Origin of the sequence: Mesorhizobium sp. Cs1299R1N3, from assembly GCF_037179625.1 — a bacterium.
Lineage (GTDB): Bacteria > Pseudomonadota > Alphaproteobacteria > Rhizobiales > Rhizobiaceae > Mesorhizobium > Mesorhizobium salmacidum.
On the sequence record NZ_JAPYKQ010000001.1, the window covers coordinates 98,790 to 114,746 of the forward strand.

A 15,957-nucleotide genomic window follows, 5' to 3' on the forward strand; every position below is an offset into this window, starting at 1 on the left:
GCCCAATACGCACACGAAGTCCGATCCTTGAGCGTCTAACGTAGTTGCGCGGCGACGTCGAAGCGTTAGCTTACTCCCGCTCGAACGCTTGGTAGCCGGTGGCGCCACGGTCGGGCTTCCTCCAGGTCGCGTGCGACACGGACCAGTGTAGCTTCGTCGCCAAAGCGGCCGACGATCTGAATACCGATCGGCAGCCCGCCGGCGCTTTGTGCCAATGGCAAGGACACCGCAGGTTGTCCGGTGACATTGAATACGCCGGTGTACTGACAAATCGCTGTGTCCGCTTCGGTGATTTCTTCTGCGGAAAGGGTTGGATTGGTGGCAGAATAGATGCCGCCATGCGGCAGGGCCACAGTTGGCAATGTCGGGGTCAGCAGAATGTCGAACCCCTGGATCGCCTCGCCGACGCGAAAGCGCATTCTCCGGAGAGCCTCCGGTAATTCGATCCCTTGGAAAAGAGGCATATCGCGGCCATATTCATACCGTTTGAGATTGCCTGGCTCCAAGGTGTCTGAGCTAATCGTGCGCCCCATGGCCCGCGCCGCTGCTTCAAGTGAATTCGCGGCCGAGTTCCGCCCGGCGAAAGTTATTCTGCTGTAATCTTCGGGCTCATATGGCCGGTCGATGTCCGTTACCATGTGCCCCATCTCCTGCAGAAGCGTTGCCGTGGCCTCGACAGTCTCCAGCACTTCCGGGTCGAGGTCGACCGCGCCCCAACTCGTTCTCGCGACCCCGACCCGCAGATGATCGGTCGGCTGCGACAGTTCCTCCACGTAAGGACGGCTCGCCTGTACAATGATAAATGGATCCCCCGGATGGGGACCGGAAAAAATGTCCAGCGCAGCGGCCATGTCGCGCACAGTTCGACAGAGAACAAATGCGCGGCTGCAACCAAATGACGCGTCCTGGTTATCCGGGCCGCCGGAAACACGTCCGCGGGACGGGTTCAGTCCAACAAGACCGCACCACGATCCCGGGATGCGAATTGACCCGCCGCCATCGCTCCCAGATGCAATAGGCGTTATGCCGGCGGTCACCGCCGCCGCGGATCCGCCTGAGGAGCCTCCTGCGGTGCGGTCCAAATCCCATGGATTGCCGGTGATACCATTGAGAATGGATTGGCTCATTGGAGAGGATCCGAGCTCGGATGTTGTTGTTCTGCCGAGACACCGAAGCCCTCCGGCCTGGGCGCGTCGGAAAAAAAAGCTGTCGATATTGGAACGATGACCTTTGAACAGACGGCTCCCTTTTTCCTGCAGGCGGCCAGCTTCAGTGCCCCCGATATCCTTGCGAAGGAACGGCACACCGTGAAAGAGTCCTCCGTCTGCGCCGACAACGGTCTCGGCATCTTCGTAGAATTCAATGACAGCGTTGACGCGCGGATTGACCTCGTCGTGGGCCTGCCGGGCTATACGCGTCAACTCCAAGGGCGTCACCTCTCCCGCCTTCACGAGAGAGGCCAAACCGGTCGCATCGTATTCTACGTACTCACTTAGCTTCACTGCAGTTATCCTTCTTCTGAGTCTCGGCGACAGCACGCACAACCGGGATTATGAGAAGTAATCAGAGCTGAATTCCAAATCAGCAAACGAGTCGCCACACTTGGCCCCAATTGCATTTGGAAGTAGCCAGTGTCGAATATTGTTTTAAGATTTACTTCATCTGAAATTCAGATGACCGACTGACCCTTCTTGCGCACGTTCTCTATGAAGAAGCCGCAATGCGCCGGTTGTGCTCGGTTCGCCGATCCGGTCCAGCGGCCAATCGGTTGGGCGATGAATGCGCTCAATGCGCACATCGGTGCCAGTGACAACGCGGGTCCAAGAACGTGCATCCCTGCGAACTTCGTAAGTGCCGACCGCAACGCGACCTGCTCATATGCGGGGAGACGGTGAAACATCAAGCGGCAAACTCTGCATCAGGCAACTGCGCCAATTGTCAATTTGCAAAGGTCGGTAATGTCATAGATTGGAAGCTTTGTGCTACGACGCAGAGCAGCTGTGACAACGGGAAATCCGGTGCACTCAAACAACAGCGCCCCGATCTCAGGATGCTCAGCGCGGAGTCGAGCGATGCAAGCCGCTAGCTCCCGCTCGATCTGATCGAGACTGACTCGGACTATGGGACGCGCAATTGCGTTACGGACGTACTCACCGCCTTCGATCCCTCCTATAACCACTCTTGCTCGATGCGCAGCATTGTCGATACCAAACAAGTCTTCAGTGCAGTGTTTTGAGTCAGCCGTTATCACGGCAAGCTTTTGGGCAGGCGCCAAGTGTAGCAGCAACGTCGGAATTAGGAGCAGGCTCGACATCGCCACCGGCACGTTCACTGCCGCGGACACTGCCGCTTGATGCCTGATCAAAAAACCACAGTCTCCCACAATCACACCAGCGCCGCGTTCAACCAACCTGCGGGCTGCCCGAACACAGGCTTCCTCGAGCGAGGGATCGCCGGCGATCACCACTTCCGCAATTGCACCTTCGACGATCTCGGCAAGAATTGGTCGGTCGAACGTCGCCGGATTCAGAAGGGAGTTTTCTCGGGGAGCATGTAAGACCCCACCTAGTTCCTGTCCTTCGTCAAGCTCGAGAATTCCGATAGCGGTACGTGTTTGCCATGTCATGACTCATCTCTCTTAGACTATTTAACGATCAACTTGCGCGGCGCCATCGTCAAAGGCTCACAGCCGTCTTCGGTCACAGCAAAGCTTTGCGTGATCGTGATGCCGGCATCGTCCAACCACAGGCCCGGCATCAGGTGAAATACCATACCTGGTTGAAGGACCGTTCTGTCGTCCTTTCGGATACTGGCTGTGCGCTCTCCGCCAGATGGAGGAAATCCAATCCCAGTAGGGTACCCGATTCTTCCGGCTTTCTCGACTCCGTGGCGAGCCAACGCTTCATGAAATGCGCTAAAAACCTCTGAACAGGTTCGCCCGGGACGAACGCTTTCAAGGCAGACGTTCAGACCTTCCACGGCAATTCTTGACAGCTCTAGAAAAGCGGTTGAGGGCGCGCCCAGAACAATCGTGCGGGCGAGAAATACCGTGTAGCGATGCCGGCATCCTGACAACTCAAGATTGATCACGGCTGAATTCTCGACCGGCCCATCTGTCCACACGGCATGTGGAGCAACAGAGCGCTCACCAATGCACAGAACTGGCGGGTAACATGGGTAGTCGCCTCCGAACCCAGCGGTGCCTGATATCTGTTGCTGGTAGACAGCGGCAGCGATGTCGCATTCGCGCACACCCACCTCAACCATATCAATCACACGCTGCATTGCCGCATCGGCTATCTGCCCCGCCTGGCGCATGATCACCAGTTCAGCCGGGCTTTTAATGAGTCTGATCCATCCTACAAGCAGGTCGGCATCGACGAACTCGGCGAGCGGGAGAGCCCGTACAAGATCCGCGTGAGCGCGTGCGGAGTAGTAATACCCACCCATCTCTATGCCGATGCGTGCCTTTTCTCCGCCAACTTCCTTAATAACGTCAGCCATAATGTCGTACGCTGAAAGGGTGGGCGAATGAACATGCGACTCGGGATAGGCTCTAATGTTTTCATCGGCAAGGTAGGTGGTCATTACCGCCGAGACTCGGTCCATTAAACGACCCACCCAGATAGGCTCCTCATGGTCGATCGCCACAATCACCATTTGCGGAGTATAGTAGGAATCCGCATTGTAACCCGTCAGATAGTTCTGGTTCGACGGTTCTGATAAAAGTAGGATATCGATCCCCCTTCGTACCATTTCGCGTTTCACCGCGGACAGACGGGCCCGGAATTCGGCAACCTGAAACTGCAGTTCTTTTATCATATCGGCCTTCCGTGAACGTCTTTGCCATGAATGGATTTTTCGCTACGCAAGTAACTAGGTAATCTCACTATTGTTCATTTGCGACGATTGACTGAAACTCATCGGCGCTTAGCTCACCAACTTGCTCTAGCAGTCTCGGCCATGCAGAAAGGCCTTCTTCCAAGGAGGACAACCGGAAGAATTCGTTGGGGGCGTGAATATCCTCATCCGGTAAGCCGAACCCGAACATCAGCGTCCGGACACCGAGCAGTTCTTGAAATATCGCCGTGATGGGGATGGACGCTCCAAGCCGGACCAGTACCGGCTCTCTTCCGGTCGCCTCGTGCAAGACTTTCTTGGCGGCAAGCACAAGTGGATGCCCGGCAGGCAGCTCGAAGGCGCAGCTCCCAGTTTCCGGGTCGTCGATCGAGAGCTCTACATCCGGCGGGCAAACCGTGCGCAGATGAACCTTCAGTGCGTCCGAGACCCGGTCAGGGTCTTGTCCGGGCACGGTTCTCAACGACAGCTTAGCGTGAGCAGTGCTTGGGATTACTGTTTTGTACCCCAACCCGGTGTGACCTCCCCACATCCCGTTTACATCCAGAGCCGGTCGGAGCGTCAGTTGCTCACGTACGGAGAACCCAGGTTCCCCGTGGGTCTGCGCCCCAACGTCCTTGACGAAAGCGACCCCGTCGAAGAGAAATTTGGCCGTCTCAGTCCGGGCCTCGACAGAGACTGAGGGTAGCGACGACAGGAACCCCGGGATCGCGATGGCGCCCTGCTCGTCATGTAAGGAAGCAATGATGCGCGCCATCTCATGTGTGGCGTTCCGGACCGCGCCGCCGTAGCGACCAGAATGAAGGTCCTTGTCGGCGGTGCGAACTGAAAATTCAAACTCTACAATTCCGCGGGAGGCCACATTAATCGTGGGGATTTCGGGATGCGCTCGCGCGCCATCAGCGGATATCATCCCGTCCGCCTGCAGCAAGTCGCCGTACCGTTCCACAATCGCGCGCAAACTAGGACTGTTGGTTTCCTCTTCCCCCTCCAAAAACACTTTCACGTTCACTGGGCAGGCGTTTCGGACTTTCAGAAAGGCAGCGATAGTTTCGAGTGCGATCGCGGTCGAGCCTTTGACGTCAGATGCACCGCGCGCATAGAGCCGTCCGTCCCGGATGGTTGGTTCGAAAGGTGGTGTCACCCAAGCATCTAGTGGTTCCGGGGGCTGAACATCATAATGCCCATAGACGAGCAAGGTAGGCTTTCCTGGCGCACCGTTCCAAGCGCCGTAAACGGCTGGGTGACCGCCGCCATCGAGCAGCTGGACATCGCTCAAGCCCATGCGCTCGATCCAATCGACTAGAAACGTTCGCGCGTCTCGCATCCCGCCTATAAAAGCGGGGTCTGTGCTTACGCTCGGAATGCGCAAGAACGCGCAAAGTCGCTCTAAAATCTCGTCCCGCCGGCAGAGCAAATCGTCAACTATCGCGTCTATATGCATCTCTTTCGGAATCAAAGCTAGCTACTCCAAGGATAAATACGCGTTCTGTCGTGTCGCTGCTCGCAACTATAAGATGCATTCTGCGACGAAAGAGGAAATTACTTCAAGATCTGGCTGAGGAACAGCTTTGTTCTTGGGTGCTGCGGGTTGGCGAAGAAGTCATTTGGGGCACCCTCTTCGACAATTCGGCCTGCGTCCATGAAGATGACGCGGTCAGCAACGGATCGTGCGAAGCTCATCTCGTGGGTGACGCAAACCATGGTCATGCCGTCGCGCGCGAGACTAGTCATTGTCTCGAGCACCTCCGACACCATTTCCGGATCCAGAGACGAGGTGGGCTCGTCGAAGAGCATGACGGCAGGCTCCATGCAGAGGGAACGGGCAATCGCGACGCGCTGCTGCTGTCCTCCCGAGAGCTGCCCCGGATATTTGTTTGCCTGCTCCGGTATACGCACGCGCTCGAGGAATTTGAGCGCAAGCCTCCTTGCCTCGGTCTCGGGCACACCTTTGATCCACATCGGAGCGGCCATACAGTTCATCAGCACGGTCATGTGCGGAAAAAGATTGAAGTGCTGGAAAACCATGCCCACATTTTTGCGAACGTCGGCCAGGTCGCGCATCTTGCTGTGCAATCTGATCCCGTTGACGGCGATTTCACCCTCCTGGTGTGCCTCGAGCCGATTGAAACAGCGGATCAGCGTCGACTTTCCGGATCCCGACGGGCCGCAGATAACGACGCGTTCGCTCTTTCGCACAGTGAGGCTGACATGCGTCAAAGCTCTGAAGGTGCCATACCACTGCGAGACGTTTCTGGCCTCGATGACCGCGTCGCTCAATACCGCCTGCCTCCAGTTCGATGATTTTCCATCACGACTTGATTCTGAGAGCGGTCCATCAAAGGGCGCTCTAAGCGAGTTTTGCCAGTTCGGATCCTGCGTTACCTGATGCATACTGTCGATGGTCATCTTACCTTGCTCCTGGCAAAGTAGCGCTCTATTCTTGATTGAATCAGCTCAAGGCAGACGGACAATATCCAATAGATAATTGCCGCCGTTATCAGCATTTCCATGTGATGGAAGGTTTCCTGGCCAAGTGTCCGAGCAAGGAACGTCAGCTCCCACACGCCGAGGACGGACACAAGCGAGCTATCCTTCAGCATCCCGATGAAAGTGTTTCCCATAGGAGGGATGATCACAGGAAGCGCCTGGGGCAGGATAATCTTGCGCATCGTGAGCCCAAAGCCAAAGCCCAACGATCGCGATGCCTCCCATTGACCGCGATCGATGCTTTGGATGCCGGCGCGAAAGATTTCCGTCATGTATGCGCCAATGCATAGCGAAAGCGCTAAAATGCCTGATGGCACAGCATTCAGAATAATTCCCAACTGCGGCAGCCCGAGATAGATCAGATAAATCTGCATCAAAAGAGGAAGGCCGCGGAAGAACGAAGTGTAAAACGCGGCGATGCCGTACGCAAAGCCATTGCTTGACAGCTTTGCTATCGCAGCAATTATACCTATTGCGGACGCAAAGATGAGCGAAATCGCCGAAATGTAGAGAGTAGTCACTACACCTTGGGTAATGAGATATGGGATGTTCTGCTGAATGAATGGTATACTTAAATTAAATACCGCGAAGAAAGAAAGAAAAAGAAGCAGTAGCTCTATCCATACTACGGCAATCTGGACTTTCAACGGAGCGAAGCCGATCAGTGCCATGTTGAGGCAGAACACTAGCGCGATCACAAACGCGATCGCAAAACGGCCATAGAATCCGCTCTCCAGCGGATTGCCGATGACTGGCCGCATAAGTTCACCCATGGTCGTACCAGTGAGGTTGACCATAAGGAAAACCGAAAGCACCAACACAAAGACCGAGGCGATAAACCACGGCTTATGGACGAGCACATCGGAGTCCACGGTATCCGCATAGAGCATGGCAGCGCCTTCAAAAATGCGGCCCCGCCTAGCCGGGCCGTTATAGGTTTGCGATCTTTACTATTTGCACTGAGCGATCGACGTCAGACCATTTTGTCTCATTCCCGCACCTGAAATGTGGGTAGCAGCATCTCCCGCAACGGAACCCTGATCCGACGCAAAGTCTACCTCAGCCCTATACGGGATGCAACATATGTTTTTGAAGTTGTGTCTGTAACCCAAATGGATCATTGAGTATCTTCACGAAAGGACCGGCCTCGGAAGCGTTCGACGGGCAAGCCATCAAGCTGCGAAAAAATTCGCTTCGAAACGCAATTGAAGGTTCGCACCCATGGGACGAGATAACCGAGCATCTTGGCGCTGGGCGGCGCTTCTCCGCCGCCTACACTACAGCTATTTTGGTCCATCAATCATAGTCAAGCGCATCATCCAGGGCATCGCCGAGACGCTCAACAATCGTGTGGATCTGGTCTGCATTAACGATGAACGGCGGCGCGAGAAGGATATGGTCACCTTGCACGCCGTCAATCGTACCGCCCATCGGATACACCATAAGACCGCGGGCCATGGCTTCTCGTTTCACAACCGCGTGAATTTTACGTGAGGGGTCCAACGGCGATTTGTCCCTGCGATCACTAACAATTTCTATGCCGCAGAAAAGGCCGCGCCCGCGAATGTCGCCAACATACTGATGATTTTGGAAGCGATCTCGGAGCTGACGAGTGAGCAATTCCCCCATCTGGACGACATTGTCCAGAAGCCGGTGCTCCCGGATCACGTCCTGCACCGCAAGGGCCGCCGCCGCAGCCATCGGGTGTCCCATGTAGGTGTGGCCATGTTGGAAAAACCCTGAGCCTCCGCAGAACGCCTCGTAGATATGACGTCCGAGCAGCACGGCCCCGATCGGCTGATATCCGCCGCCCAGACCCTTCGCGATTGCGACCATGTCCGGCACTATCCCGTCCTGCTCGAAAGCGTGCAGAGTTCCACTGCGCCCCATGCCGCACATGACCTCGTCCAGGATCAAAAGAACGCCGTAGCGGTCACAAATTTCGCGGATCTTTTTGAAATAGCCCTCTACGGGCGGGACTGCGCCGGCCGTTGCGCCAACGATCGTTTCCGCCACAAATGCGATCACTTCATCTGGCCCGAGCTCGAGAATTTTTGCCTCGAGTTCGTTTGCGACACGCTCTCCGTACTGATACTCGCTTTCAGCGGCCAAGCGGCCACGATAAGCATAGCACGGTGCAATGTGATGGGTTTCCACGAGCAGCGGTTTGAATTGGGCTCGGCGCCGCTCATTGCCACCAACTGCCAGTGAACCCAAAGTGTTGCCATGATAGCTTTGGCGGCGTGCGATGATGTGCCTCCGCCGGCCTTCCCCTCTCTCTACGAAGTACTGGCGCGCCATTTTCAGTGCCGCCTCCATAGCTTCAGATCCGCCACTGACGAGATAGACGAAGTCGATGCCATCCGGCGCATCGGCGACGAGGCGTTCCCCCAGCCTTTCAGCGATTTCAGAGGTAAAGAAGCCCGTGTGAGCGTAGGCGAGTTTGTCGAGTTGGACGTGCAACGCCGCCAGCACGGCTGGATGGTTATGGCCCAGGCATGACACCGCAGCGCCGCCGGACGCATCGATATATACTTTGCCATCGGAGTCGAACAACTCGATTCCGCGCCCGCCGGTAGCCACCGGCAGGTTTGCGTCAATCGAGCGGTGCAAGAGTCTGCTCATAGTGGTCTCGTGTTCTAATGGATAGCTGGAATCCAAAGGGCCTTACAAAAACGGGCTCAAGGCCTAGTCCACCCTGTCAGTGACAATAGCAAAGTTGGGTCGGGTTCCAACGCGTGTTTCACTTGCAATCCATTTGCTTCGAGTAGATCGCTGATGCCATTGACGAGGCAAGTCAGCGCGCTTGGAACCGGGCGGGGCGCTTAGCCAGGAAGGCTTCGACCGACTCAAGATGATCCAAAGAATTGTGGCACATGCCCTGAAATGCCGCGCAGAGATCGAGGAAATCAGGCAAATCCAACCGCCGCGCCGCCTTCAGCAGCCGCTTGGCGAGCCGAAGTGCCTGAGGGGGCTTTTCAGCAATGCTTCCGGCAAGCTGCAGCGCTTGGGTCCGCAACTCGGGAGCTGCCGCCATCTCAAGCACGATTCCCAGTCGTAGAGCCTCCTCCGCGTGCATCAAACGCCCGGTTAAGATCAGCTCCGCTGCCCTTTGAGGGCCGAGCAGGTCCTGCAGGAACCAAGCGCCGCCGTCTCCCGGAACAATCCCGAGATTAATGAAGGTCGCGCCGAATACAGCGTTATCAGCCGCAATCCGGATATCACACATCGTCGCGAGATCGAAACCGGCACCGATTGCGGCGCCGTTAATGGCGGCAATGGTAGGCACCTCCAAGCGGTGCATGGCCAGGGCGATTCGTTGGATGCCGCGGCGGTAGCGATCCTGCACCTCATAGACATCGCCAGCAAAGCTTCCCCTACGGTCCCGCATGTCGTTGACGTTGCCGCCGGCCGAAAATGCTTTGCCGGCCCCCGTCACAACCAATACCGAGACGGCTGCGCCACCATTGATCCAGTCGACCGTTTGCACAATATCCTCGATAAGGGCCGTCCCGGTCAGCTCGTTACGGACGTCGTCGCGGTCCAGCAAGAGCACGGCGACGCGGTTGCTCACCTCGAGCTTCGCGTCGATCAGTCTCGGCAGATTGTTCATGCTTGGATCCCTTGCTTCTGTGGCGGCCAAGCTTTTGAGCACTCGGTGAGAAGGATGCGAACATCGAGGACGGTCAGACCGTCGGGATAGGCAAGGACAGGATTAAGATCGAGTTCGTCGATATCCGGGGACGCTTCAACGAAACGCGAAATCCGTACCATCAAGTCTGCGAGCACCTCTCTATCGATCGGCGCTCCGCCCCGCACGCCATCGAGAAGCGCTCGGGCCTTGATTTCGTCCAACATCGCAAAGGCATCACTCCGCGAGATCGGAAGTGCTCGGAACACTACATCTTTAAAAACTTCGACGAGAACACCGCCCAGTCCAAACATCATGACTGGCCCATATGCGGCATCGCGCACGACGCCGATGATGAGCTCGAGCCCTCCCTTCGCTGCCATTGGGGTGATGAGGACGCCGGTAACGTTCGGATTCGCTACCGCGGCCTTGGCATTGGCAACGATCTCGAGAAAACCGCGGCGCACCGTTGTGACGTCAGTGATATCGAGTTTGACGCCGCCCGCGTCCGTCTTGTGCAGGATGTCGCGCGATACGATTTTCATCGCGACCGGCAGTGCGCCGAGACGGAGAAAAGCCTCTTCGGCCTCTCTTTCATCTACAACCAGCAAAGCCGGTGCGAGATCTAGGCCGAAGTCAGCAAGGCTGGCTCGACCTTCGTGCTCCAACACCACCCGCCTACCCTCGGCCCTGCACCGGGCGAGAACCCGCTCGAATACGCCGCCCTGCTCCGCACGACCTGCCGGCAACGGCGCAAAGGCGTGGACTATCTCACCGTATTCCGCCAAAGCCTGCATGCATCGCATGGCGGTTTCCACCGAGTTGTGCACCGGGATGCCGGCGGAGCGCATGTCCACGAGTGGTAACGGCCGTTGATCTGCCTGTAGTGCACTATACAGGCTGTGAACAACCACCGGCTTGCCGAACCTGTGCAACATCGCTCCGATCATCTTCGTCGCATCGATTTCTGCGGCGAGCAGGTTATGCGAGAAACGGACTGCGTACCCGCCATAGAGACCGGATATTAGCAGTCCGTCCACCATCGAATCCTCCAAGAGAATCTCGGCGCAAGCGGCGAAGACCGACGGATCCGCATCCGTGCCCCCGGCGACGTCGACTGGATTGGCAACCGACGCAGCAGGAGGAAGCACCGCCGCAAGCCGCCGCCGCGTGTCTTCGCTCAGAGGCGCGAGCACCAGTCCACGTTCGCACAACGCGTCGGCGGCAATTGTCGCATGGCCTCCGCCGTCCGCCAGGATGGCAACGCGACGCGAGCGCAAGGGTGCCAACAGTGAGAGTGCCTCCGCGATCGGCAGGATCTCATCGGATCGGTGAGCGAGAACCGCGCCGGCTTGCCTCAGCACGCCCTCGCTGACCGAATAGTCGCCAGCCAGAGCGCCGGTATGAGACTTCGCGGAAATGCGTCCGGCAGTTGTTCGACCGGATTTGTACATGACAACTGGTTTCTCACGTGAGATACGCCTCAAGGCATTCAAAAAGCGGCGGCCGTCCTTTAGTCCTTCAACGTAGGCGATCACCACATTCGTGTTGGAATCTGCCGCAAAGTAGTCGAGGTACTCGTCAAATCGAATGTCGGCCTCGTTGCCTACACCGATGTAAGTGCTCAAGCCCACATGCCCGTTGGCTTGAGCTTCCGTGACGAGCGACAGAGCCATGTTGCCAGATTGGGACAAAAGACCAACACTACCCTTCCGCAAGTCCGAAAAGCCGACGAGATTGCAAGCTTTATGAGTATTGAACATGCCAGAGGTGTTCGGCCCGATGATCCTCACCCGGCCAAGGCGCGCAGCGGCGAGCACCCCATCCTGGAGCCGCTTGCCATCGTCTCCAGCTTCCCCAAACCCCCCCGCCAGAACCACGGCACCGCGCACCCCGTTTGCGGCGCATTCAGCTATCACTGAAGGGACTGTCGCAGCGGGAGTACAGACCAACGCAAGGTCGACGGGCCCCGGCAAACTACCGAGATCGCGTAGACACCTGACACCGCAAATTTCTTTCTCCTTCGGATTGATCGGGTAGATCGCTCCGGCATAGCCGTCATCCAAAAGTTTTCTCAGCGAGCGGTACCCGCGCTTTGCCGGATTATTGGACGCGCCGATAATCGCAATAGACTCGGGGGCGAGAATGTGGAGCAGGTCGTTCGACGCCGTCATTATCCCCCCCGGAAGGTCGGCTGACGCTTCTCGGCGAAGGCATCAACGCCCTCCTGCCAATCGCGCGTGGTCGAGCAAAACATCATGCCCTCAAGCTCAGCAGTGAGCGCTGAGTCGAACGTCCCGTAAGCGGCGGATGCCAACTGCTCTTTGGCAAGCTGCATCGAAAATGGCGCCTTTTTCGAAAGTTCGCTCGCAAGAGTGCGGACGCCTTCGCGGAATGTCTCGTCGGGAATACAGTATGACGCGAGCCCGATGCGAACTGCTTCCGCTCCATCGATCTGCTGGCCCAAGAAGATCAATCCGCGTGCTTTTGCCAGACCGACAAGCCTTGGAAGGACATACGTGACGCCACCACCAAGAAATGTGCCGAGGCCAATCTCGGGAAAGGCGATCCGCGCCGATGCGGCCATAACGATAAAGTCGCAAGCGAGAGCCATTTCGGCACCGGCGCCAAGCGCATAGCCCTTCACGGCAGCAATGATCGGCTTTGGAAGTGAGACCAGACGTCTACACACCCTTTGCTCGCTCATCAGATATTGTCGCCGATCGAAGGCCGTGCGACCCGTTTTGTGCTCCTTCAAATCGGCGCCAACACAAAACGCTCGCCCTTCTCCTGTCAGGACAATAACGCGCACGTTTTTGTCTCTTTCAGCCTGATCGAGAGCTGCTAGGATATCGTCGTACAATTTCTGTACGACTGCGTTCAGCCGGTGCGGTCGATTCAGACGAATTTCGGCGATACCGTCCTGGAGTTCGTAGGCGACCGTTTCAAACATCATGCATTCCTATCAACCCGCCGGGCGGGACGAACATGTTTGCCGGCACGATAGCAGAGGAAATTTGATTTGCAACATACGTTTCAATAATCCATGGGTGCACTGCATGGATCATCTTTGGGCCGCCGAAAGGTCGGAGCGTGCAGGCAGGAGCCGCGTTTTGGCACACAGCTCAAGCGAGGAAAAAGCGATTGGTTCAACAGACGGTGAAAGCATGATCGAAATCGAACGGCCGATCGCAATTTGCGTTGCGCCTAATGGCGGCAAGCTGACCAAGGCCGACCATCCTTCCTTGCCGCTTGGGCCAAACGATCTGGCGCGGACGGCCCAAGAGTGTCTCAATGCTGGAGCGTGCCTTATCCACGTCCATGTGCGCGATCAGGACGGGCGACACGTCCTCGATGCGACTGCATATCGAGATGTCATTGACGCAATCAACCGTGCCGTGGGCGATGAAATGATCGTTCAGGTCACGAGCGAGTCGCTCGGTCGCTACACGCCGCTGGAACAGATTGCCGTCATAAAGGAAACTCGGCCGGAGGCCGTTTCGCTGGCGTTACGCGAATTCGTGCCGACGGAAGCTCATGAAACCGAGTTCGCGTCATTCTTGTCTTGGCTCCAGGCCGAGGCGATCGTGCCGCAGATCATCCTTTATGATCCAGACGAGACAGTGCGCCTGGGCGGGTATATGCGCCGTGGTCTCATTCCATGGAACCAGGTTCCGGTCCTTTTTGTGCTCGGACGTTACACCGCCGCCCAGAGATCGGATCCCGCGGACCTATTGCCGTTCCTTGATGGATCCAAGCCGCGTTTCGCTCATTGGAGCGTTTGCGCCTTCGGTGCACGTGAAGCCGCTTGCGTTACCGCGGCGGCTCTTCTTGGTGGGCATGTTCGCGTCGGTTTTGAGAACAATCGCCAGCTCGCCGACGGGGCAATGGCCAAGTCCAACGCCGAGTTGGTCGCAGGTGTATCGAGAAGCCTGCTGGGATTTGGCCTCGCTAGAGCCAACGCAGCCGATCTGCGTCACGCATGGCAAGACCTGTGATGTTTCCTCCTCTGGGGAACGGCCGATCCGACGACAGTGCGTTCGACCCGTTCCTCAAGGTGATTCCGGCGGCTCCAACGAAGCGCTGCCACACGGAGGTGAGCTTATACCGAAGTCCCTGCCGGCTGTGTGTCATCGCCTCAAACCAGAGAGCGGTTAGCCGTAAGCACATCGCCGGAGTTCGACTCTGAAGGAAGGAGCAGCGGCGCTCACGTCGGCCAGAGTAAGCCGCTTGGCCCAGAAATGTAACATCTGTTGCACATGCTATAAGGCTGCGCTAGGGAGAAGTCATGGCTGACGGACCTCTCTCGGAGCGATTAATCGCCTGCTTCGACGCAATGTCGGAGCAGTTCCAAACTGCGGCGCGCTATATTATCGACCAACCGCATGACGTCGCGCTGTTGTCAATGCGCGACCAGGCGCGTCTTGCTGGGGTCCAGCCGGCCACCATGACACGATTGGCCAAGCACCTTGGCCTCAGAGGTTACGACGAGCTTCGTGAAATCTATGCTGAGGCCGTTCGCACCGGCGACGTCGGATTCGCCGGAAAGGCCGACGTACAGGCGGTCGCTCAAAGGCGCAAAGGCGAACATGGCCTTGCGCGAGAAATTCTCCGGGCTCAAGCGGCCGAGATTGTCCGTCTGGCCGAGTCTCAACTTGATGCAATAGTATCAATGGCAGGACGCCTATCATCCGCCACGTGCGTCTTTTGCATCGGATTGAGGTCGAGCCACGCAACTGCTTGGCATCTGCATTACATCTTGTCGATGATCAGCGAAAAGTCCGTCATGCTCGATGCGATCGGCGGCACCGGTTCGGACGCATTGGCTCGTGCCTCTCGCACCGACGTTCTCTTCGTGACAAGTGTGTTCCCGTACACGCGCGTCACGGTTGAGATCGCCGAATATGCGCATCAACATCGAATTCCCATCGTGGCTATCACCGACAGCGAGGTTGCCCCGCTCGCCCGAGTGGCCGACGATGTCGTTCTTGTCCAGACGAAGAGTCCCTCATTCTTCCACACGATGACTCCGGCGTTCGCGGTCGCTGAAGTGCTGGGTGCGTTGATCGCCGGAAAAGGTGCGGAGACCGCGCGTGAGTCTCTACTCCGGTTCGATGCTCATCTTGCAGGTTTCCACACACACTTGAAATCGAGAGCTTGGACCCGAGAGGCCCGCTCGTCCCGTCCGGCCTCTTCTACGACAACGAAAACAGGTGGCAAGAGAGGCAAAGCGATCGTATCAAATCAGGACTGATTTCGATCCGTTTGCAGCATACAATCGGTTCTATGTGAGCACACGCGCATCATCGAAGATGGACGTGTCCTGCCTGCAAGGAAGTTGTCCATGCCGCGCCAGCCCACGTCATACCAGTTCGATCTTGTTCTCGAAGCAGAGCGACACCCAAGACGGTGCAGACGCCGCAATGACAGGCGCTGCCCGCCGAGACGCATCGATCAGTGACGAAGCTGATTGTCAGCGTGATTGTCGATCGCGTCGACGGCGGCCGCTCTCGACATGAGGAGGTGCACATGATGCATGAGAAGATCTGACCGCACTATCTCGAGCGTAAGGCGATCCTGTATGTGCGGCAGTCAGCCCATCAGGTCATGGACAATCGCAATAGCAGCGCGCTGCAATATGCGATGCGCGATCGCCTGCCGACTGCCGCGCGCCGGCGATCTCACCGCGGTGTGGATTCCCGATGAAGATCACGAAGCGATGCGAAATCCGTCCGCGCTCGGGCGGCGGTCAAGACGCCGCGGGTCCACCGCCAGCAGGCAGGCGCGTTCATGCTCAAGAATAGCCGGGCTGCATGGACTCTTCGACGAGGCGGACCATGGCGGTATCGAGGAGGTTGTAATACTCCTTAAAATAGAGTTCACAGACTCTTTGCAACAACAGATCGCTGAACGTGGTATTCACGGGAAATCTGAGCAAGGGCGGCTGCCTGTTTACGCTCAGCCTGTCGCACAGCACT

General features: G+C 57.2%; 12 protein-coding genes. 2 read left to right on the forward strand and 10 right to left on the reverse strand.

Translation table 11 applies throughout. The features are described from left to right. Positions 1-65: 65 nt before the first annotated feature. The 10 genes from O7B34_RS00445 to O7B34_RS00490 form a co-directional block, all read right to left on the reverse strand. Positions 66-1,502: an amidase gene (locus O7B34_RS00445; protein WP_337144486.1), complete on the reverse strand. Its 1,437-nt coding sequence runs from the start codon at positions 1,500-1,502 to the stop codon at positions 66-68. 416 nt (positions 1,503-1,918) lie between these two features. After that, the gene (locus O7B34_RS00450; protein ID WP_337144487.1) at positions 1,919-2,626 is read right to left on the reverse strand and encodes a hypothetical protein; all 708 of its coding nucleotides are present in this window, start codon (positions 2,624-2,626) and stop codon (positions 1,919-1,921) included. 17 nt (positions 2,627-2,643) lie between these two features. Continuing rightward, positions 2,644-3,822, reverse strand: a complete 1,179-nt coding sequence (locus O7B34_RS00455) for a M24 family metallopeptidase (protein ID WP_337144488.1) — start codon at positions 3,820-3,822, stop codon at positions 2,644-2,646. A 67-nt stretch (positions 3,823-3,889) separates the two neighbouring features. Then, on the reverse strand, positions 3,890-5,302 hold the full coding sequence (locus O7B34_RS00460; RefSeq protein ID WP_337145162.1) for a dipeptidase: 1,413 nt from the start codon (positions 5,300-5,302) through the stop codon (positions 3,890-3,892). A 98-nt stretch (positions 5,303-5,400) separates the two neighbouring features. After that, the gene (locus O7B34_RS00465) at positions 5,401-6,138 is read right to left on the reverse strand and encodes an amino acid ABC transporter ATP-binding protein (protein ID WP_337145163.1); all 738 of its coding nucleotides are present in this window, start codon (positions 6,136-6,138) and stop codon (positions 5,401-5,403) included. Positions 6,139-6,263: 125 nt separating this feature from the next. After that, positions 6,264-7,238 carry an amino acid ABC transporter permease gene (locus O7B34_RS00470; RefSeq protein WP_337144489.1) on the reverse strand — a complete coding sequence of 325 codons (975 nt, stop codon included), beginning with the start codon at positions 7,236-7,238 and terminating at the stop codon, positions 6,264-6,266. Positions 7,239-7,644: 406 nt separating this feature from the next. Beyond that, positions 7,645-8,973, reverse strand: a complete 1,329-nt coding sequence (locus O7B34_RS00475) for an aspartate aminotransferase family protein (RefSeq protein ID WP_337144490.1) — start codon at positions 8,971-8,973, stop codon at positions 7,645-7,647. 172 nt (positions 8,974-9,145) lie between these two features. Then, a complete protein-coding gene (locus tag O7B34_RS00480; RefSeq protein ID WP_337144491.1) occupies positions 9,146-9,961 on the reverse strand; it encodes an enoyl-CoA hydratase-related protein in 816 nt (271 codons plus the stop codon). Then, entirely contained in the window at positions 9,958-12,153 is a 2,196-nt protein-coding gene (locus O7B34_RS00485) for an acetate--CoA ligase family protein (protein WP_337144492.1), read from the reverse strand. The genes O7B34_RS00480 and O7B34_RS00485 overlap by 4 nt, the downstream gene beginning before the upstream one ends. Further along, complete coding sequence (locus O7B34_RS00490) at positions 12,153-12,932, reverse strand: enoyl-CoA hydratase/isomerase family protein (protein ID WP_337144493.1); 780 nt, start codon at positions 12,930-12,932, stop codon at positions 12,153-12,155. Before O7B34_RS00490 ends, O7B34_RS00485 begins: the two co-directional genes overlap by 1 nt. Before the next feature lie 214 nt (positions 12,933-13,146). Between O7B34_RS00490 and O7B34_RS00495 the strand changes: the two genes are divergently transcribed. Then, positions 13,147-13,977 carry a 3-keto-5-aminohexanoate cleavage protein gene (locus tag O7B34_RS00495; protein ID WP_337144494.1) on the forward strand — a complete coding sequence of 277 codons (831 nt, stop codon included), beginning with the start codon at positions 13,147-13,149 and terminating at the stop codon, positions 13,975-13,977. Between the two features lie 290 nt (positions 13,978-14,267). Next, on the forward strand, positions 14,268-15,233 hold the full coding sequence (locus O7B34_RS00500) for a MurR/RpiR family transcriptional regulator (protein WP_337144495.1): 966 nt from the start codon (positions 14,268-14,270) through the stop codon (positions 15,231-15,233). Positions 15,234-15,957 lie beyond the last annotated feature (724 nt).

Excerpts from the sequence above, each read along its gene's own strand:
- O7B34_RS00450 (WP_337144487.1), bottom strand. The coding sequence starts at position 2,626 with ATGACATGGCAAACACGTACCGCTATCGGAATTCTCGAGCTTGACGAA.
- O7B34_RS00455 (WP_337144488.1), bottom strand. The coding sequence starts at position 3,822 with ATGATAAAAGAACTGCAGTTTCAGGTTGCCGAATTCCGGGCCCGTCTG.
- O7B34_RS00460 (WP_337145162.1), bottom strand. The coding sequence starts at position 5,302 with ATGCATATAGACGCGATAGTTGACGATTTGCTCTGCCGGCGGGACGAG.
- O7B34_RS00470 (WP_337144489.1), bottom strand. The coding sequence starts at position 7,238 with ATGCTCTATGCGGATACCGTGGACTCCGATGTGCTCGTCCATAAGCCG.
- O7B34_RS00475 (WP_337144490.1), bottom strand. The coding sequence starts at position 8,973 with ATGAGCAGACTCTTGCACCGCTCGATTGACGCAAACCTGCCGGTGGCT.
- O7B34_RS00480 (WP_337144491.1), bottom strand. The coding sequence starts at position 9,961 with ATGAACAATCTGCCGAGACTGATCGACGCGAAGCTCGAGGTGAGCAAC.
- O7B34_RS00485 (WP_337144492.1), bottom strand. The coding sequence starts at position 12,153 with ATGACGGCGTCGAACGACCTGCTCCACATTCTCGCCCCCGAGTCTATT.
- O7B34_RS00490 (WP_337144493.1), bottom strand. The coding sequence starts at position 12,932 with ATGTTTGAAACGGTCGCCTACGAACTCCAGGACGGTATCGCCGAAATT.
- O7B34_RS00495 (WP_337144494.1), top strand. The coding sequence starts at position 13,147 with ATGATCGAAATCGAACGGCCGATCGCAATTTGCGTTGCGCCTAATGGC.
- O7B34_RS00500 (WP_337144495.1), top strand. The coding sequence starts at position 14,268 with ATGGCTGACGGACCTCTCTCGGAGCGATTAATCGCCTGCTTCGACGCA.